The sequence below is a fragment of the Prevotella sp. E13-17 genome (genome assembly GCF_022024035.1).
Taxonomy (GTDB): Bacteria; Bacteroidota; Bacteroidia; order Bacteroidales; family Bacteroidaceae; genus Prevotella.
In genome coordinates, this window is the sequence record NZ_CP091787.1 from 473,179 (window position 1) to 494,664 (window position 21,486).

Sequence of the window (21,486 nt, forward strand, 5' to 3'; positions counted from 1 at the left end):
GGAACAAGGTGTGGAATTGTACGCCGGCTACTTAATGAATGCTAAATATGACTGATTTTCAAGGAGATTTTGTAATTTTGCATCCGATATTCATGAATATCCCATAAACGACTATGAAAACAGACATACAGATTGCTCGCGAATGTGAGTTGAAACCGATTGGCGATATTGCTGAAAAGCTTGGCATCGATAAGAATCAAATTGAGCCTTATGGACGCTATATGGCCAAGGTGCCTTTTGCGCTTATTGACGAAGAGAAGGTGAAAAAGAGTAAGCTGATTCTTGTGACAGCGATTAGTCCCACCAAGGTTGGTATCGGTAAGACAACCGTTAGCATCGGTCTGGCTATGGGCTTGAACAAGATTGGTAAGAATGCTTCCGTGGCACTGCGTGAGCCATCGCTTGGACCCTGTTTCGGTATGAAAGGCGGTGCAGCCGGTGGTGGCTATGCTCAGGTGCTGCCCATGGAGAAAATCAATCTCCACTTTACAGGCGACTTTCATGCGGTGACTTCGGCACATAACACCATCAGTGCTCTGTTGGACAACTACTTGTTTCAGCACCGGAAAGAGGGCTTCTCGCTGCGTGAGATCTACTGGAAGCGCGTGCTCGATGTGAACGATCGTGCCCTACGTAATGTGGTGACGGGACTTCATGGCGATGGCATCGTTTCGGAAACAGGCTTCGATATTACACCGGCCTCAGAACTGATGGCCATTCTTTGTCTAGCTACCAGCGAGGAAGATCTGCAGCGACGTATAGAAAACATCCTGTTGGGTATCACCTCTGACGGCAAGCCATTCCGTGTACGCGACATGGGCGTGGCTGGTGCTATCACCGTGCTGATGCGCGATGCCCTCTCGCCCAACTTGGTGCAGACCACCGAACAGACACCAGCTTTTATTCATGGCGGACCGTTTGCCAATATAGCTCATGGCTGTTCCAGCGTGATGGCTACGAAGATGGCAATGACCTATAGTGACTATGTGGTGACAGAGGCGGGCTTTGGTGCAGATCTCGGTGCTGAGAAATTTTTCAATATCAAGTGTAGAAAGGCTGGCCTTCAACCTCAGTTGGTGGTTGTTGTGGCCACAACCCAAGGTTTGAAGATGCATGGCGGTGTGGCACTCGACCATATTAAGGAGCCAAATGCCGATGGTCTGAAGGAGGGACTGAAGAACCTGAACCGTCATATCAACAACATGCAGAGTTTTGGACAGCCAGTTGTCGTTACATTGAACCGTTTCGATACCGATACCGAAGAGGAGATTGCTATTGTTCGCAAGAACTGTGAGGATCTGGGTGTGGGCTTTGCTGTCAACGAGGCTTTCCTGAAAGGTGGCGATGGTGCTGTGGAACTGGCACAGAAGGTGGTGGATACGATTGAGCGTATAAAGCCCCTGCCAGTGAACTTTACCTATCCAGAGACAGATTCGATAGAAGGCAAGATAGAAAAAGTATGTAAGCGCATTTATGGCGCTGCTGCCGTGGAGTTCAGCAAGACTGGCATGAGGAAGCTGGAGTCTATTAGAACGATCTTTGCTGACGACAAGGACATCTGTCATTATCCTGTCTGCATAGCTAAGACGCAGTATTCGTTCTCGGCGGACTCTACACGTTATGGTTCACCCGAGGGATTCACGATTCGCATACGTGATGTCATCTTGAACTGTGGTAGCGAGATGATTGTGGCGATTGCCGGTGACATGCTGCGCATGCCTGGACTGCCAAAGAGTCCACAGGCCGAACGCATCACCATTGTGAACGGTGAGATAGAAGGATTGTCGTAGTCTGCATCGACATTATAAAAAACAAGGAAGAAGAGGTTGACCTGTTCAGGTGGACTCTTCTTCCTTTCTAACAATCATTATTACAAACTAAAACTTAGTATGTCTCTCTGTGCCGGTGACTCATTTTAAAAGCACTTTCTTTTGCCCCTTCAGAAAGATCCCATGCAGATTGGCAGAGGAATTTACAACCTGTCCTAAGAGATTGTAGCAGTGCCCAGAGGTGTCGGTGTGCTGGTGGCTGGATGCTTGTGGAAAACGAATCCCGGATGCCCCGTACTCTTTTGGTGTCACCTGGAAATTGTCGAACCGCATGACGGTGTTGTGCGTGCGGAAACCTGCACGTCCGGTGATGAACGGCTTGGGGTCGGTATATGTGATAATAGGGTTCTCCATATCATCAATATAACAACGGAAGGTGGCACCTTCTACCTCTACTTTCATATGATGGGGGATGGATGGCGAAATGTTCTTGTTGGCTGTTGCCAGTGTCTTCCAGCCATAGTTGTGCTTGCCCAGAGCCACAGAGGTGGCGCCTGCCATGAAGATGTAGCCCTGCAGGAAGTCTGTGCCTAACACGGGATTGTCATCAGCTCCGCCCGTAGAGGCATTGGTGGTGCGGAATAGCAGGCCACCATTCATGTCGTTGCTGGTGTAGATGACGTCGCACTCTACGGTATAGTCAGTGAGGTGGATATCCTCGAATCCGCCCATCAGCATCTTACCATATCGACCTGTTGACTCCAACTGTCCATTCTGGATGGTCCAGTTGCCCTCGCGATAGCCCCATTCTTCGTTGAAGCCATTATCAAAATTGTCACTCATCGCATGTGGAGTAGCTACGCCACGCTTGAAGGTGTACTCATAGACAGACGGAGCACCGTCGATTACCTCTACTGTGAATGCGTGACGCCCACCTGCCAGCGAAAGGTCGTAGATTGGCTGAGTGGTGACTGTTGATTTTGTTGCAGGCAACTCAATATTATCGGCAATGGTCTCACCATCGAGCAATAGTCGGATATGTGCAGTCGTTGAAGACTGATATTGCAGACCGAGGTTATAGATGTTGTCGTTCTGAATATTGACCTGATAGGTCATCTTACTGCCTGCGGTGCAACGCAGATAGTTGGCTGTACCCACTGTCATGCTGTACTGCTCCACCAGGACATCTTCACTCTTTTCCTTGCACATGGAAGCCGCAATGATGCCTGGCACAGGCAGGCAGACATCACGGATGCCGCTGCCATCAACGTATGGGCTGATGGCAATGTATGAGAAGGCGGCAGAAGCTTGGTTCGTGGTATAGCCAATCTTTCCTCCATTTATCTTTTTGATGATTTGATATCTCTTCATACCATCCACATAGATTCTCGTATATCTGTCGTTTTTCTCAATGCGGATGGCATGCCAGCATGCAGGATCGAAGTCGGCAGGCAGGGCAACATATTTGTCGAGTAGGGCAGAGCCGTTCGCATAATAGATGACCTCCATCTTCTTCTCGGCAGCATTGATGAGCACCTCGCCATAATTCTGGGCATCCTGATAAGAGAAGATAGCGCCAAAAGAGCCCGTCGCAGTGGAAGAGCGAATGGTGAACTCTGCCGTGTATTGTTCATAAGCGCCGTTGTCGAAGATGATAGATTGCTGTCCCTTAGTGTCAGTCTGAGCCAAGTGGTCACTATTCACGATCTGCCACTGGTTTCCACTCAGAATAGTCCAGTCGTTGCCCAGCTCCTGACGTTCGAAGTAGTCGTTAGCAGCCACAACGGGCTTGTCTTGTTCCCAATTGGTGGGGCCTGTCATAATCAGCTTGTCGCCACACCACCCGATGCGCTCAAAGTTGAGCAGACGTCGAGCCTTGTTGTCCTGCAAGTTGTGGTAACAGAAATAATAGGTGTCAAGGTCGGGTCCCACGAAGGCCGTTCCATGTCCAAGAGCCTTGTGGGTAGGCGTCTCTGTGTCTATCAGGATTGGATTCTGGTCGCTCTGCGGATGGAAGCCAGAGAGAGGACCGCTGTTGCTGATGGCATAGTCGATGCGGTAGCCGTTGGTCCACACGTGGTTGCCGGTATAAAGCAAGTAGTAGAGTCCGTTGCGCTTGAACACACACGGTCCTTCTGTCCATTGTCCTGTCATGCAACATCCCAAATCTACATCTTCGCCATACGAGAGATGCGTGGGCATGGTGCAGCCGCGAATGCCACCATTGTTGGCGTGATAGAAGTACCAACTGCCATTGTCGTCGATAAACATAGAACCGTCAATGTCACGTCCCATGTTGCCTGTCTGATGAACAAACGGACCAAGCGGGCTGTCGCTGGTGAGCATATAATGACCGCCTCCTCGAGGTGAAGTGCACATGTAAAACTTGCCGTTCCAGTAGATGACCTCGGGTGCATAAGCTACAGCTGTTGTCTCGTCGGTACAACAAATATAGGAAGAAGACCAGTTTACCAAGTCTTTCGAACGCCAGCAGTAGATGTTGCGGTCGCCAGCGCTGACATAGAGGTAGTAATAGCCTTTGTACTTCATGATGTATGGGTCGCCCAGACTTCTGTTGTCAAGTCCTGGCAGTACCATGGGGTTGACCCACTCATCAGTCTGTGGGATTGGGTCGATTTGTGGTGTGGTCTTTAACCATACCAGTTCGTCATAGGTCATTTGACCATCAATACGAAGCCATCCATTCGACAATGTTCCTGAGGTGAAGGGATTCGCTTCGCTGAAATCCTCGTCTAAGATGACTTGCTTCGTGTCGCTGTCAGCCTCTTTCTTTGTGATACGTACATTATCGAAAGAAGCCTTCTCCGTCTTTCCAAGAGTGCCATCGTGTGATTGCCTGAATCCCATATTGGCGTATTGGAACTGTCCGTTCCGTTCATCGATAAGTATATCGTTAATGTAGGTGCTGACGTATTTCTCGTCTTCAACTTCTATGCGTATGTTGAATGGCTTTTCTACACCGATGTTCGCTTCTGAAGGAATGGGAATCTCTGCCAAGAGACTGGGATTGCCGCCTGTCCAGCGATGTGGACGTAACAGTGGATGCGCAGGATCGGCAATGTTGACTTGCCACATGTAGAAATTCTGTGCGTCGGTCGATGAAAAACAGATGCCTGCACTAAGCTGGTGGATGTTGACACGAGCCTCAATGGTGTATGATGAATGTTGTTCGATGGCTATTTCGCCTGTCGCGTTCTTGTTCAGCAAGGCGTCGTCCACAAGAAAAATGCTCTGGTTGGGGCGAAGCGTGATGGTCAGCATGGCATCATCACCGCTGGCCGTTAGGTGCGCAGGTTGGTCTGCACCGTTATGAGGGTTAAGGAGTGTCATTGATGCCGATGGAGACACATCCTTAAGGCGAATGGTGCATTCGGCACTTGAGGTGTCGATATTTCCGAAGTAGTAAACGTGATGTCCGTCAACCAGCTTATGTAGATAATTGAAAGGATGCTTTCCACTAGTGAACTGCACGTCGGGCTGTGGTAACAGACTGTCGAGAGCCGTCTTCATCGTTTCGGCTGTTGGCGTCGGCACAAACAAGGCTGCCGTATGCTGGCCTTCGCCATTCAACATACGATTGACAGTTTCTGCGATGGTTGCATCAGAAACTTTCGAGTCGGCACTATGCTTGGGCAACTGAGTGGTGAAGATAACACCAACCCCCTGTTTCCACGCTTCTTCAATTTTTTGAAGATTAGACGAGGAAATGGTTGACATGCCTGGCACAATAATGACCTTGAAGTGTTCCGTGTTGATGGTGTTAAGCATGTTCAGTTGTCCGTTGGATACCTCGCAACGGTCATCGATGACTTCTGGATGAAGGTAGGTGAAATCGCACCCCAGTTCATCGGTCAGAAGACGTGATATTTCAGGATAATCGGTACCTTCAACATCGACGCCCCCTTGGTAGAATCCTTTTGGACCGTCAAGATAATGACCTGCATAGAGTGTTTGAATAGGATATACCATTGCAACATCTGCTACATGGCGTGAAGGGCGAGCCAACAGGTAGTTCAAACGAGCCAGGAAACTGTTGAAATGAGGTAACTCTGCTTTATAGAGAGGGTTGCGCCATGACAGTTCTGGCAGGAACGTGACATCGCCATTGTTATACCACACGGCATGAGGTATGAGATGGTTGATGCCCTTGGTATATTGCTCAATGGCAATGTGATAGAGCTCCTCGACAGGTATGTTACCCATGTCGCCATAGGTCTCAGACATGACATAAGTCTTGTCCCAGCAGTTGGCAGAAGACGATACCACCTTATAGAAGTTCTCAGTAGGGCGTCCGCCACCGATCTTATCGATGCCAGGCATAGAGAGATATTTGCCAACCAGCATCAGGTCGCCAGCCACACTTGTAGGGTTGGCAATCTCTTCCTGATCTTGGTGTCCTGTAGCCAGAATGCCATGAGTGCTTGCCCAATCACCGATGGTCTTCATGAATCCTTCGCTGTAGAGCGCAGAGTGAAGACCGAAAAACAAGTTGCGAACCCATGGTGTGCGTTCTCCGATGTTATACCATAGGGCAGGATAGAGTTCTTCGGGTGAAAAACCGTAACGACGTTCAAATTGCTCGTTGAAGTCGCTTGTCCACATGCGTCCTTGCGCACGATACATGGTTGGCTCGTCGAAGAATGTTGAGACGATGGTCTTGCCAAAGTCATTAGAAAACTGCTTGAAGTAGGCTTCGTGCGTGTCTTGAACAAACAGTTTGACAGCCTCTGAAGAGAGGTAATCAACGTTGGGATCGCCATCGGTGATGCACTGACATACCATGATGTGCCATCCTGTTTCGTCTGGAGCTGTCCAAGTGAGTCGTTTCGTGTCCTCGTTGAGATTCGAGCGCAGATTGATAATCTGCTTCGTTTCTGAGTTCCATGCAACGACAGACATCAGCTTGCCGGTGTAAGTCAGCAGACGATTGAACGTAGTACCACGATCGATGCGATACTCAATCTTGTCAAGCCGCTTGACGGTATAATCAGGATGGTTGTTCATAAAGGTTTTGACGCCAGACCCATTGATGGCTCCCATACTGCCAGAGGGGAACCCATATTCGTCGTATATCGACATGTGGGCTCCTAACTGACGCGCTTTCTCGATGGCGCGGGCATAGAGCGTGAAATAGTCGGCAGAGAGATACGATGGACGAAAGTTGGCGCCAAATGGCAGAATGGCACAACCACCGTAACCATCGGTGTTGACCATCTGCTCAAGTTGTTCTTCCAGTGTTGAGGCGTTGATGGTCGTGTTGTTCCAGAACCACAATGGTATGGGCCTGTAGTCCATGGGAGGCGTACGGAATAGTTTGGTCTCAAAGGTGACAGCTGCAGACGTGTTGTCGGCGGTGGTCTGCATAGGTTGAACCATTGACAGCATCGCAGCGATGGTTAATCTTGCAGCATTCAGCGTTTTTCTAATCATTATTGCGTGTTCGAATTAATAGTCAAATAGAGAAAGAGGACGGAGTCGTATGGTTCCGCCCCCTTTCATCAATCATCATTATTACTTAACAAATTTCTTTCCAGATTTAATATAGATGCCTTTCTTTGTCTGTGACATGTTCACGTGGCGTCCCTGCAAGTCGAAGCTTTGGATGTTGTCATGCAGTTTTTGATGGCCGACGGTGCGAATGTCGGTAGAGATATTGTCAATGAACAACAGTGCATCAGTCGTCTCTTCGGGAACAGTGAAATAGGCTCCCAAGGCTGGCATGTTTTCTTCCTCAGTAGCCTTTTTCAGGTTATAGTTGTCGCCCAACAAGTAGAACGTCTTCCCGTCAGCAGTAGTTGACAAGGGCGCCAGCAGACCACAGAATGCAAATCCTTCGTTAGATTCAGATGTGGCATCCTCGCAAACAAGGTCTATGCCAGTCAGTTCGATGGGGTCATTGATGTCTTTGGTGGGGAATACAAGATAGGGCTTTCCAGCTTCTGTTCCAGTGGTGATAGAAGAGAAAAAGAACGAAGAAGTGCTTGCGTCAATATTGCTGAGAGCAGCCACACGAGAATCTTCTCCGAAGAGTGATGTCAATTGTTCAGCTGAAAGTGCAAAGGGCAAACAGAGCGTGTTCCATTGGTTGGCAACAAATGTTTTCTTTAGTGTGATGTCACTACCCATTAACACCGGCAAGTTGGTGTTGTCTTCATTTTCGCTGATGAGCAAAGCAGCCAGTGGAGTCTCTTCTTGTAATAATCGAGCTGCATAGGAACCGGCAGGGACATCTATGACCAACTGATTATTGACGACGCTTGCCAGTTCGTTGACGTCAAGATTGAAATAACGAGATTGACCACCGGTGAAGTTGTCGTAGAGAACCACGGTAGGCTCGCCTTCGGTGTTGTAGGTGGTCACTTTGACATTGTCGATAAGACTCTTGTGCTCTTTGTTGTTGGAACCATCAGCGCGGAAACCGATGCCGCCAAGATTGAGCAACTCAAGGTCGGTTATATCGTTCTGTTTGAAGGTGTCTTGTAGCTTGTCGTCTATATAGGTATATACGACGTTGCCGTCAACCTCAATCTTGATGTGATGTGGATTCAAGAAATCCTCAGCATTGAAGTCGGGGAATCGAGCACCAGCGGCGTGAGCTTTCCATTGCTCATTGCCACGGTCCAGATGATAGTAGATGTTGGCAGAGCCGTCGTTATAATAGTTGGGCGAGATCTGCCACATGTAGTTGCTGCCATTTTCATTGAGACCGAAGATAATAGAGACGTAGCCCTTCTCGATGGTTAAGTCGGCTTCTACAGCATAGTGCATGTCAATGCCCTGTTTGAACATGTTGTCAGGAAAATAGCGGCGTTCAGAGAGATCAACTCCCTCAGTGCGAAGTGTGCCGTCTTCCCATATAGGATTATTCGTCCAGTTACCATCTGTCTCATCAAAGTCCTCGAGATAGAGAATCTTCTGAGAATCATCATCGGTAATCTTGAAATAGTCGAACGAGGCTGATTCATTGGTGTTACCATCATGATCCTGACGTGTGCCAATCATGCCATAACGGAAATCGCCATCGCGCTCATCAATAAGAACGTCAACATCATCGGCTGCTTTACGTAGGTAGGTGCGGGCATGACTGCCATTCGTAATCTCAATCTTGGTGATAAACCAATCGGTGGTGTTCAGTGTCACATCGCCGGTGCCTTTCTCTTCAAGCAGAGCTCCAGGATTCCAGTGGTGCGGCCGGAAGAGTGAGCGGTCGCCATTCTCTCCCACGTTGTACTGCCACATGTAGAGATTGCCACCTTGCCCTTGGCAGGCTGAGAAGATAATTCCCGCGCCGATAGCATTGATTTTGAACTTGGTTTCGATGGTGTAGTTGTTGGTAAATGTGTAACACCATGTCTGGACACTTGCCAAAAGTACAAGTGCCATTGTTAAAATAAACTTTTTCATTGTTTAGGCTGTTAGTTGATGATAATGATTTTTGATTTATCGCCTTTGACGATATAAATTCCTTTTTTTAAGTTGTGTTGATTGAGGTCTGTACAAATATAGTGACCTTGCAGGTCATAGATGGGGTTGGCCTTCAGCTTACCCTCTGTGGCAGAGGGTAAGTGAATGGCAGTTGTCTTAAGTTTCGTTGTAAAGTGATAGCTACCAGAGCCCAGCCGATAGACCTGACAGCCGTTCTCAAATCCGAGATACTCTACTCCTTCAGCTTCAGTTGCAGGCTGGTTGCTTTCCATGACTGTGGCCTTTTCATCGGCTACGGGAAGATAGAGTGTGGCAGTGCTGTTTGCAGGGATGGTGCAATCGTAGGTGATGTCATCTTGGTCTGTGGTCTGCCAGCTGGAACGTATTTCACCATAATAGCTCTGATGATGACCTTTGGCACTGGTGATGATCTCCTGTCCAGTGGGCAACGTGGTGCGGCGGTCGGGTTGTGGTTGCAGAATGATATGACGGAAGCCAGGCTGCTTCGGGTCATATTCAATGCCGAGCATATAGCGGTACATCCATTCACCGACAGCACCATAAGCATAGTGATTGAAAGAGTTCATGCCAGGATCTCCGAATCCGCTCTCTACGGTATAGCTATTCCAGCGCTCCCAGATCGTGGTGGCACCCTGATCGATGCTGTAGAGCCACGATGGACATTTGCGCTGTAGTAGTAGATCGTAGGCATAGTCGTTGAGACCGAAACGCGAGAGTGTGGTGTTGAGAATTGCTGTTCCGGCAAAACCAGTGTTGAGCTTATAGCCATTGACGCGGATGTTGCGCGACAGCAGGTTCTTGAACTTCTCTATCTCAGCATCGTCTTCCAGCAGGTTATAGTCGAGTGCCATGAGATAGGCTGTCTGTGTGTTTTGACGTATAGAAGGCGTGATGTAACGACTACGGAACTCAGCCTTGATGTTCTGATAGAGTTCTTGATATGTCTGTGCTTTCTGTGCATAATCGTCGTTGTCGGTTTGACTGAGAGCCATAGACATTTGACTCATCAGTTGTGCAACGAGTGCATAGTAGGCTACGGCAATGTAGCGTGTGTCAGTATTGACAAACGAAAGCCAGTCGCCCCAGGTCAGTCCACCACCATTATATTTATAGCCATCGAATACCTGCTTAGAGAGATAGTTCATGTAGCGCGTCATTGACTCATAGTTCTCACGGAGCACTTCCTTGTTGCCCGTCATCATATAAAGATTGTAAGGAACCAGAATGCCAGCATCTGCCCATACGGTCTGTCCGAAGGGTGTGCCCCAACATTCGGGTGCAACACCAGGATAGGCACCTTCTCGGTTTTGGCCATCGCGCATGTCCTGCATCCATTTGCGGTAGAACGACTCCATGTTGGCATTGAAAAGACCTGTGCGAGAAAAGACCTGTGTGTCGGCTGTCCATCCCAGACGTTCATCGCGTTGCGGACAATCCGTGGGAATGCTGAGCAGATTGCCCCGTTGCCCCCAAGTGATATTAGAGAAGAGTTGGTTGACTAATGCGTTAGATGTTTCTACAGAGCCAGTGTCTTCTGTTGAAGAACTGATAGGCTGAGCCTCGATAGACAGAATCTCTACATCATCGCTGGGTGTGATCTCGCAATAGCGGAATCCGAAGAATGTGGTAGAGGGATGATAGCTCTCGCCATCCGCATCACCGCGCAGGGTGTAGTAGAGTGACGCTTTTGCCGAACGCAGGTTAGCCAGATAGGGCGTACCTCCAGGTCCATCGTTGCCACGGCTGCGTTCACCGGTGTCATTAAGCATTTCGACGAAGCGCATCTTCAGGCGGTTGCCAGCCTGTCCTTTAACCTTGAAGTTGACCCATCCGACAATGTTCTGTCCAAAGTCGATGACCACCGATTGACCTTTCTTCAATGTGATTGTGCCATCGCCCTCCTGCGTTGACACGACATTGGCCATGCCAAAGTCGGTGCCTGTTGACTTGCTGCCTTCGTGAATGGTGGCAGTGCGTACATGCTGGATAAGGTTGGGTAGTGTTAATACGTAACCACCTGTGAAGGCATTCACCTCACCATTGAACTCATGACTCTCTTCTACACCGTTCCATCCATTGTCATCGTAATCGGCAGCGGTCCAATCTGTGGCGAGGCGCGCATCGTATATTTCTCCGTCGTAGATGTCACCCAGTTTTAAAGCACCTTTATTAGATGACAACCAGGTGAGGTCGCTGACAATGATATCTTGAGTTTGATCGTCGTAGGTGATGAGAAGTTTTGCCAAGAATGCCGTTGTCGGCGAGCCATAGGCACCATGCATAACGGCGCCTGCCCACCAGCCAGGTGTGACAATAGCTCCAATAGCATTCTTTCCTTGCTGCAAGAGATTGGTAACATCGTGCGTACTGTAGAATACGCGTTTGCGATATTCAGTCCATCCAGGTTTCAGTTCTTCGTAAATGATAGTGCCATCGGGCTGCAAATGGCCGGCACGCTGACCGTTCACGAACAGATCGTACACACCAAGGCCTGACGTGAAGAGTGTGGCAGATTGGATTTTCTTATTGATGGCGAATGTCTTGCGAAACATAGGCATGCCTTTGGTAGCTGTCTGCATAACTTTCTTTTCGCCCGAAGCCGATTTGACGTGACACATCCGACAGCCTTGAAAGTTTTCGATAATAGCATCAAAGAAGTTGTCGGAAGACAGAGCCTCAAAGTCTTCTTTTATCAAAACAGACGAGGTGCCATTGCTGTCGTATTGAGTAAGTACGACGTTGTCGAAGTAGGCTTCCTCGCCAGTGTTGTTGTCAACACGCATGCCAATGTCGCCCATCACGGCTGTGCCACTGTTGTCGTTGAAGGTGTCCACGAGAATATCGTCAATATAAGTGTAGATCACGTTACCTTCTACCTCTATCCTGTAATGATGACGATGGCCGAGGAGGTCGGATTTCGAGAACTGTGTGAACTGAGCATCGTTCCATGTCAGGTTGCCATTCACATAGACGTGATGACGTACAGAAGGATTGGCATTGTCATTGACGTTGATTTGCCACATGTGGTAGGTGTTCCCTGAAGTGGCAGAGAATATAATGGCCGCTGCTGCCTTGACAATGTGCATGTCATAGTCGATGCTGAAGTGCGTGGGTTTCTCGTTGACGTCTTTTTGCCAAACAAGTACATGCTTGTTGGTAGAGCCGACAATGCGTAGTTTCTCGTTGGTCACGCTGCCACCAGTGAAAAGGCTGCCAGAAGAGAAATCTTCCGAAAATAGTACGGTTCCATCGGATTCTGTGACTTTGATGTCGTCGTAAACTCCTACTTCGGGTAGTCCGTCGCGCTCACCATGATCCTCGCGCATGCCAATCTTGCCAAATTTAAAGTTGCCGGTGCGTTCGTCAACCAGCACATCGTTGATGTATGTGCGTGCGAGCGAGGCATTGGTCACTTCGATGCGTAACGTAAACTCGTCAGTATTGTTCAGAGCTACTTTTCCTGTGAGATTGATGTCTGCAAGACAGGCTGGATTGCCATTGCTCCACACATGCGGACGCAGACGAGGATAGTCGCCCTCGGTATTCAGCTGCCAGTAATAGAAGTTGCCGGCATCCTGCATGGCAAAGCATAATCCTGCAGCAGTGTGTTCGATGGTTATCTTGCTTTCAATGGTGTAGTCGGTAATGACTTCTGGTGCTTGACCTGAAGCATAATCACTATATTTAATCCATTTGGCATTGCTCCATCCCGAGGACAGCAAACCCGTGTCGAAGCAGGCCTGCTCGGTCGAAGTGGCCTTGCTGCCTTTGTTGTCGCAGACCGTCACCTGCCAATAGTAGCGCGTGGCAGGTTGCAAAGGAAGGTTATGCACGGTGACATTGGCAGATTCTCCACTCTCTACAGTGCCTGAATCGTAGATGGGATGTGAGTGGTCTGCATTGCTAAAGATAATAAGCTGATAAGCTGTTTGAACAACACTTCGTTCGTCGGAATGCAGTTGCCATGAAAATTGCGGCGACAATACATCAATGCCGTTGGGATTGTGCAAAGATTGCACCCGTAAATGATCTACTGTAAGAGCATAAGATGAAATGCTACTGACAGCCATTACAAGTAAAAGTAGAATACTTCTTTTGTTTAGCATAAGTGGTTAATTAATAGTTTGGTTAGGTATGTGAAACGTGCCGCAAAGTTACTCTGTTTTTTGTGTCTGATAAGGAAAAAAACTATTCAAAAAAGGATAAAAACTTTCAACGGATGGAATTGCCCCGGAAACTTACTTTGCTTTTTGAGAAGGGGACTCTATTTTTTGAGATAAGTGGCATTTTGACACCAGAAAAGGGTTGTTCTTGGTCGGAATAGGAACGGTTTCGCACTGTCATAGTGCTGCTTTCGTCTTGTTATAGTTTCGCTTTTGCGTTGTAATAGCTTTACTTTTGATGTCCGTCCAGCCCCTAGATGTGGCGCATCCAGCCCCTGGAACGGGTCGTTTTAGCCCTTGGATGCGGTTGTTCTAAGGGCTGGATGTAGAGCATCCAGGGGCTAGACCAGAAATGAAAGCTTCGGTTTTAGACTTCAGAAACGCCTCTTTTAGACTTTAGAATACGTGCTTTTAGACTTTAAAAACGGCCCTCTTCAGACTCTGGAAATGCCAATTCAAGACTTTGGGAGCATCGCGAAACCTACGCAATTGCAACTGAGCCCAGAAAAGGGTCACGTTACTATCAGCAAAGTGGCACTTTGGTCCGACCAAAGCTATACTTTGCCGTAACCAGACTAATTATTTCGAATTGGAACTATAGAACTTGGCCATCAGTGCACCGCTGATGTTGTGCCAAACGCTGAATATCGCACCAGGAATTGTGGCAAGCGGGAAGGCGGCGAAATGAAGAACGGCCAGCGACGATGCCAACCCGCTGTTCTGCATGCCAACCTCGATGCTGAGGGCCACACACTTTGGTTTCTGAAGGCGGAGTAGGCGGCCCACCAGATAGCCAAGCGACAATCCCAGCAGATTGTGAAGCATGACAACGAGGATGACCACCATGCCGCCCATGAGCAGACGGTCGGCACTGTGAGACACAATGATGCCAACCACCAGTGCAATGACTATCGATGAGAATGCTGGCAGATAGGGAGTCGCTGTTTTGGTCATGCCGGGCAAAAAACGCTGACAAAGTAGTCCGGCGGCGATGGGGGCGATCACTACATATATGATGCTCTGCAGCATGCCAAGTGCGTCAACATCGACCATGGTGCCAGCTAAGAGCCAAACTAAGAACGGTGTCATAAAGGGAGCTAACAGGGTGGAGGTGGCAGTCATGCCCACAGACAGGGGCAGATCGCCTTTGGCCAGATAGGTAATCACATTTGAGGCGGTACCTCCAGGGCAGCATCCCACCAGAATGACTCCAAGCGCCAGCTCCTTTGGCAGAGCAAAGAGCCAAGATAGCGTCCAGGCCAACAATGGCATGACGGTGAACTGTGCCAGACAGCCGATAAAGATGTCTTTCGGGCGACTTAAGACAATGCGGAAATCGTGGGGCGAGAGCGTCAGCCCCATGCCAAACATAATCACACCGAGCATGGGATTGATGGTCCATGTGTCTATCCAAATAAAAGAACTGGGAATCAACAGTGAAATGCCTGCTGTGAGCAGTACCAGGGCTCCCATCCAACGAGCTATAAAATGACAAAACCTATCCATATATAATAAAGGTAAAGCAGAAAAAGGTGCTTTTTTATGCCTCTGAGTATTAATTGACTGCAAAGATACGCATTTTTAGTAGAAAGTGTTTCGATTGCGCAAAAAAAGTATTACCTTTGCAGCCGAAAAGATTGAATAAGGTATTTTAAATAAGTATTATGAGAAAAGAATGGAGAGGTTTTAAAGGAACCAAGTGGACTTCAGAGGTCAATCTGCGAGATTTTATTCAGAACAACTACACGGCTTACGAAGGCGATGAATCATTCCTGGTAGGACCTACCGATGCAACCAACCAGTTGTGGGGTCGTCTGCAGGAACTCCAGAAGGAAGAGCGTGCCAAGGGTGGTGTGCTCGACATGGAGACTGAGATCGTGTCAAGCATGACAGCTTATGGTCCTGGATACATTGATGAGAGCAAGAAAGACCTGGAGAAGGTTGTAGGTCTGCAGACAGACAAGCCCCTGAAGCGTGCATTCATGCCCTTCGGTGGTATCAAGATGGCAGAGCAGGCTTGCACTAACTATGGTTACAAGCCCTCGGAAAAGCTACACGAAATCTTCACAAAGTATTGCAAGACACACAACGATGGTGTGTTTGACGCATATACCGAGGAGATGAAGCACGTACGTCACAATCATATCCTGACAGGTCTGCCCGATACTTACGGTCGTGGCCGTATTGTTGGTGACTATCGCCGTGTGGCTCTTTATGGTATTGACTTTATCATTGCCGAGAAGGAAGCCGACAAGCGCAACTGCGGTGCTGGCGTTATGAGCGATGATATCATTCGCCTGCGTGAAGAAATCTCTATGCAGATCAAGGCCTTGAAGGAAATGAAGGCAATGGCTCAGATCTATGGTTTCGATATCTCTCAGCCTGCAAACAACGCACGTGAGGCTGTTCAGTGGCTGTACTTCGGCTATCTGGCTGCCATCAAGACTCAGAATGGTGCAGCCATGTCTGTAGGTCGTGTGTCAACATTCCTCGATATTTATATTCAGCGTGACTTGGAAGAGGGAACCCTGACAGAGGTTGAGGCACAGGAGTTGATTGACCATCTGGTGATGAAGTTCCGTATGGTGAAGTTCGCTCGTATTCCTTCATACAACGAGCTCTTCTCTGGCGACCCCGTATGGGCTACCTTGGAAGTAGGCGGTATGGGTATGGACGGCCGTCACATGGTGACCAAGAACGACTATCGCTTCCTCCACACACTGGAGAATATGGGTCCTTCGCCCGAGCCTAACCTCACAGTGCTGTACTCTCCCCGTCTGACAGACAACTTCAAGAAGTATGCTGCCATGATTTCGGTGAAGACCAGCTCTATCCAATACGAGAACGATGAGGTCATGCGTCCTGTATGGGGCGATGACTATAGCATCTGCTGCTGTGTAAGTGCAACACAGACTGGTAAGGAGATGCAGTTCTTTGGCGCACGTGCCAACTTGGCTAAGTGCTTCCTCTATGCTTGCAATGGTGGTGTAGATGCTAAGACTCGCGAACAGGTTGCTCCTGGCTTCCGTCCTATCAAGGATGAGTATCTGACATGGGAGGAACTGAAGCCCCGCTTCGATCAGGCAATGGACTGGTTGGCTGGTGTTTATGTCAACACTCTGAACCTTATCCACTATATGCACGATAAGTACTTCTACGAGGCAGCAGAGATGGCTCTGATTGATACAAACGTGCGTCGTACTTTCGCTACGGGTATTGCGGGATTCTCTCATGTGGTTGACTCAATCTCGGCTGTGAAGTATGCGAAAGTAAAAATGATTCGCGATGAAGAGGGCTTCAATGTTGATTATGTTGCAGAAGGCGACTTCCCCCGCTATGGTAACGATGATGACCGTGCCGATGAGATTGCAGTATGGCTGCTGAAGACCTTCGTTAAGAAGATTCGTAAGCATGCTACCTATCGTAACGCCACACCTACATGTTCAATCCTGACCATCACATCAAATGTGGTTTACGGTAAGTACACCGGTAATCTGCCCGATGGTCGTCGTGCAGGTACTCCTCTGTCACCTGGTGCTAACCCCAGCTATGGCGCTGAGAAGAATGGCTTGCTGGCTTCGCTGAACTCTGTTGCTAAGTTGCCTTACGAGTACGCACTCGATGGTATCTCTAACACACAGACCATTAGCCCCAATACTCTGGGCCACACCGACGAGGAGCGTGCTACTACACTGGTTCGTGTGATGGACGGATACTTTAGCCGTGGCGCTCACCACCTGAATGTGAATGTGTTTGGCGTTGACAAACTGCGCGATGCTATGGAGCATCCTGAGAAGCCCGAGTACGCAAACTTCACCATCCGTGTGTCTGGCTACGCTGTGAAGTTCATCGACCTGACCCGTGAACAGCAGGAGGACGTTATTGCACGTCAGTCGCACGAAAGCCTCTAAATTCTGGCTTTTTAGATGAACTGAGTATAACCGAATAAACTAGTATGACTAGCAAAGGCTATATACATTCTACCGAATCCTTCGGCTCCGTTGATGGGCCGGGGATTCGGTTTCTGATTTTCATGCAGGGTTGCCATATGCGCTGCCGCTACTGTCATAACCCGGACACGTGGAAGATGGGAGATGGCAAAACGGCCGGAACCACCGTCACTGTTGACGAGCTCCTCAATAAAGCCGAACGTTATCGCAGTTATTGGGGTGAAGAAGGCGGTATCACGGTAAGTGGCGGAGAGGCTCTGCTGCAGATTGACTTCCTGATTGACCTCTTTGAGGAGGCCAAGCGTCGTGGCATTAATACCTGTCTGGACACTTCGGCTCAGCCTTTTACCCGTAGGACAGAATTCTTCTCGAAGTTTGAACGGCTGATGAAAAGCACCGATTTGGTGCTTTTGGATATTAAACATATCGACTCCGAACGCCATCAGTGGCTGACCGGTCATCCCAACGAGCATATCGTTGATTGTGCTCGTTATATGGATGAGATAGGACAACCGATGTGGATACGTCATGTGTTGGTGCCTGGCATTACCGACGACGAAGAACAGCTGACGCGTCTGCGTGCCTTTATCGACACGCTGCAGAACGTGAAAAAGGTGGAAGTGTTGCCTTATCATACTTTGGGCACCTTTAAATGGGAACAACTTGGCGTGGATTATACACTGAAGGACGTGCCGACACCTTCTTCAGAACAGATAAAAATGGCAGAGCGGATACTTGTTAAGTAGCCGCTTTTTCCTTTTTTCACATAATAAAAGAGGACTACGTGCGTTATAATAAACATGTTTAGGCGAATCCTGTTGATATTGACGCTATGTATTGTGGCGATGGTTGAAGCCAGTGCACAATACGACCCTTCGTTCAGTCATTACTGGGCGATGGAGGCTTCGTTTAACCCTGCATCGGCGGGAAAACAGGAAAAAATAAACTTTGTGGGAGCCTATAACATGACGTTGACGGGGTTTGAGCATAGCCCTAAGACCATGTACGTATCTGCCGATATGCCATTTTTTATGCTTGGAGGCTATCATGGCATCGGCGCACGCATCATCAATGATGCTATTGGCCTCTTCTCTCATAAATCATTTGCACTGCAATATGCCAACAAGCAGAAACTGTTTGGCGGTACGTTGAGCATTGGAGTTCAGGCTGCAATGCTGAGCGAGACATTTAATGGATCAAAATTGGATTTGGAAAATGGTAGTGATCCAGCTTTTTCTTCTTCCGAAATTACTGGTTCAGCATTTGATTTAGGAGCAGGACTTTTTTATCAACAGCGAAACTGGTATGTTGGCGCATCTGTTCAACATGCCTTGGCGCCGACCGTTGAACTAGGCGAAACTAACGAAATTGCATTGGCTCAGACATATTATTTTACGGGTGGATGCAATATTCGATTGAGAAATCCGTTCTTAACAATACAGCCCTCTGTTTTAGGTCGCTTCGATGGCGTGGGCTATAGGGCCGATATAACGAGCCGACTAACCTATAAGCATGAAAGTAGAGTCATGTATGCCGGCTTGGGCTATAGTCCTAGCAATTCGGTGACGGTGTTCTTAGGGGGCGACTTCCATGGTGTTCGTTTGGGCTATGCCTATGAGATATATACCAATGGAGTGGGTTTGGGAAATGGTTCCCACGAACTGATAGTCGGCTATCAAACCGACTTAGACTTGTTTAAGAAAGGTCGCAACCGTCATCAGTCTGTAAGACTGCTTTGACTAGATTAAGAATAAAACGAAGCTAAAGAATATGAAGAAGAATGTTATGATAGTACTAAACGCCATGATGGTGCTGCTGCTTGCCAGTTGTTTTGGAGGTAAGGAGACAACTTCCATTGGTGGTGAGCTGACTGGAGCATCGGGGCGTGCTTTCTCTGAACCAGCTCCTTATGGTATGGTTCTTATCAAACGGGGTCACCTTCGGATGGGAATGGAGACTGTTGATTCACTTTGGGGTAAACAGACGCCGGTGAGAGATATCTCTGTGGAGGGATTTTGGATGGACGACACGGAAATTACCAACTCTGAATATCGCCAGTTTGTGAACTATGTGCGCGACTCTATCATACGTGAGCGTTTGGCGGACCCTAACTATGGCGGCGATGAGAGCTACAAGATTGAGGTAGATAAGAATGACGAACCCGTTAAACCTCATCTCAATTGGAAGAAGAGTCTGCCACGTAAACCCAACGAGGAGGAACTGCGTGCTATGGAGAGCGTCTATGTGACGAATCCTGTGACGGGAGAAAAAATGCTTGACGCTAGCCAGATGAACTATCGATACGAGGTATATGACTATACTGAGGCGGCACTACGACGCAACCGTCTGAATCCTGAAGAACGTAATCTGAATACTGATGTTCAGGCAAATCCAGACGAAGAAGTATGGATTTCTAAAGATACTGCTTATATCAATGAAGAAGGTCGCATTGTCCGTGAGACGATCAACCGTCCTCTTTCGGGGCCTTGGGATTTCTTGAATACCTACATTGTTAATATATACCCTGACACCACTTGTTGGGTGAATGATTTCCCTAATGCTGACAATGAGGTGTATATGCGCAATTACTTCTCGGCACCTGCCTATAATGACTATCCTGTTGTCGGCGTAACATGGGAACAGGCTAATGCCTTCTGCGCTTGGCGTACAGAATATTTGCTGAAAGGACTGGGCGCTGCAGCCCGCTACGTGCAGCGTTATCGTCTGCCAACAGAGGCTGAGTGGGAGTTTGCAGCTCGTGGTAAAGATCAGAATGAGTTCCCCTGGCAGAACGAGGATGTGGCCAGTGGCAAAGGATGTTTCTTTGCTAATTTCAAACCCGACAACGGAAACTATACGAAAGATGGTAATTTGATTACCAGTCGTGCCGGTATCTACTCTGCCAATTCTAATGGCTTGTTCGATATGGCAGGCAATGTGGCCGAATGGACATCTACTATTTATACTGAGGCTGGCGTGGATGCCATGAATGATATCAATCCACAGCTGAAGTATAACGCAGCCAAGGAGGATCCGTATCGCTTGAAGAAGAAGAGCGTGCGTGGAGGTTCTTGGAAAGATCCAGAGAGCTATATTCGTTCTGCATGGCGCTCATCTGAGTATCAGAATCAGCCCCGTTCGTATATCGGATTCCGCTGCGTACGTAGTTTGGCAAATACAACTAGTGACAAAGCACGCCCAGCAAAGGCAAGTGCTAAGAAATCAAGGAAATAACTAAAAACAAGATATAGAATGACAATTTATAGTAAATTCAATATCGTCTATCGCTTACAGAAGTGGATGGATAGTGTTCCAGGACAGACATTCCTGAATTATGCTTACAGTTGGGGAGCTTCTATCGTTATCTTGGGAACACTCTTTAAACTGACCCATCAGCCTGGTGCCAACTTCTTCCTGTTCTTGGGTATGGGCACCGAGGTGTTCGTGTTCTTTATATCGGCATTCGATCGTCCTTTCGACAAGACGGCCGATGGCATGGAGTTGCCTACGCATGTGGGAATGGTGGCCGGTGGTCAGGTACCGGAAGGCAATATTGAAGACCTTGACATCCCCGAGACTCAGGGCAATCAGCCCGCTGCTGCTATTGGTGGCGGTGTAGCAGGTGGCGGTACCATCATCATCGGTGGTGGTGTGGTCGGCGGCGTTGCCGGTGGTCAGCCAGCTGCAGTTGGTTCGGGTGCTGCTGAGGCTGTCAATACAGAAGCGATCGCAGCTGTTTCTTCGTCGGTAGGTACCATGGCTGGCGGTACAGTAGTATCTCCTGCACCTGCTGTCAACCCCGAACTGGAGGAGGCTACTTCAAATTATGTGGATGAACTGAAACGACTCACCGAGATGTTGCAGAAGGTATCCGTGCAGAGCGAGCGGTTGACGCGTGACAGCGAGGAAATGGAAAACCTCAACCGTACACTCACAGGTATCTGCAAGGTTTACGAGATGCAACTTAAGGGCGCTAGTCAACAAATCGGTACTATCGATGAGATCAATGAGCAAACCCGTAAGATGGCTGATCAGATCGTAGAACTCAATAAGATCTATGCTCGCATGATTGAGGCCATGACTGTAAACATGCCTAAAGTGGCCAGCAACGAAGCATAAATGTCTTGCTTTCATCCT

The 21,486-nt window shown here is 48.4% G+C and carries 10 protein-coding genes; 6 read left to right on the forward strand and 4 right to left on the reverse strand.

Features of this window, described 5'->3' with window-relative positions; all coding sequences use genetic code 11:
- The first annotated feature begins 113 nt into the window (after positions 1-113).
- Complete coding sequence (locus L6472_RS01570; protein ID WP_237806582.1) at positions 114-1,790, forward strand: formate--tetrahydrofolate ligase; 1,677 nt, start codon at positions 114-116, stop codon at positions 1,788-1,790.
- Positions 1,791-1,910: 120 nt separating this feature from the next.
- On the opposite strand, the gene L6472_RS01575 is transcribed toward L6472_RS01570, so the two are convergent.
- From L6472_RS01575 to L6472_RS01590, 4 genes are all read right to left on the reverse strand, one after another.
- Positions 1,911-7,220: a family 43 glycosylhydrolase gene (locus L6472_RS01575; protein WP_237806584.1), complete on the reverse strand. Its 5,310-nt coding sequence runs from the start codon at positions 7,218-7,220 to the stop codon at positions 1,911-1,913.
- Positions 7,221-7,301: 81 nt separating this feature from the next.
- Positions 7,302-9,194 (reverse strand): hypothetical protein, encoded by a 1,893-nt coding sequence (locus L6472_RS01580; protein ID WP_237806586.1) that lies wholly within the window; start codon positions 9,192-9,194, stop codon positions 7,302-7,304.
- An 11-nt stretch (positions 9,195-9,205) separates the two neighbouring features.
- Positions 9,206-13,246, reverse strand: a complete 4,041-nt coding sequence (locus tag L6472_RS01585) for an alpha-L-rhamnosidase (RefSeq protein ID WP_237806588.1) — start codon at positions 13,244-13,246, stop codon at positions 9,206-9,208.
- Positions 13,247-13,978: 732 nt separating this feature from the next.
- The gene (locus L6472_RS01590) at positions 13,979-14,905 is read right to left on the reverse strand and encodes a bile acid:sodium symporter family protein (protein ID WP_237806590.1); all 927 of its coding nucleotides are present in this window, start codon (positions 14,903-14,905) and stop codon (positions 13,979-13,981) included.
- 158 nt (positions 14,906-15,063) lie between these two features.
- On the opposite strand from L6472_RS01590, the gene pflB reads away from it, so the two are divergent.
- From pflB to gldL, 5 genes are read left to right on the forward strand one after another with little or no spacing between them, the layout of a single operon-like run.
- Positions 15,064-17,310 carry a formate C-acetyltransferase gene (gene pflB / locus L6472_RS01595; protein ID WP_237806592.1) on the forward strand — a complete coding sequence of 749 codons (2,247 nt, stop codon included), beginning with the start codon at positions 15,064-15,066 and terminating at the stop codon, positions 17,308-17,310.
- A 44-nt stretch (positions 17,311-17,354) separates the two neighbouring features.
- Positions 17,355-18,095: a pyruvate formate-lyase-activating protein gene (pflA, locus tag L6472_RS01600; RefSeq protein ID WP_237806594.1), complete on the forward strand. Its 741-nt coding sequence runs from the start codon at positions 17,355-17,357 to the stop codon at positions 18,093-18,095.
- 54 nt (positions 18,096-18,149) lie between these two features.
- Positions 18,150-19,088, forward strand: coding sequence for a type IX secretion system membrane protein PorP/SprF (locus L6472_RS01605; protein ID WP_237806596.1), 939 nt, complete (start codon positions 18,150-18,152; stop codon positions 19,086-19,088).
- Between the two features lie 31 nt (positions 19,089-19,119).
- A complete protein-coding gene (locus L6472_RS01610) occupies positions 19,120-20,583 on the forward strand; it encodes an SUMF1/EgtB/PvdO family nonheme iron enzyme (protein ID WP_237806598.1) in 1,464 nt (487 codons plus the stop codon).
- An 18-nt stretch (positions 20,584-20,601) separates the two neighbouring features.
- Entirely contained in the window at positions 20,602-21,468 is an 867-nt protein-coding gene (gldL, locus tag L6472_RS01615; RefSeq protein ID WP_237806601.1) for a gliding motility protein GldL, read from the forward strand.
- Positions 21,469-21,486 lie beyond the last annotated feature (18 nt).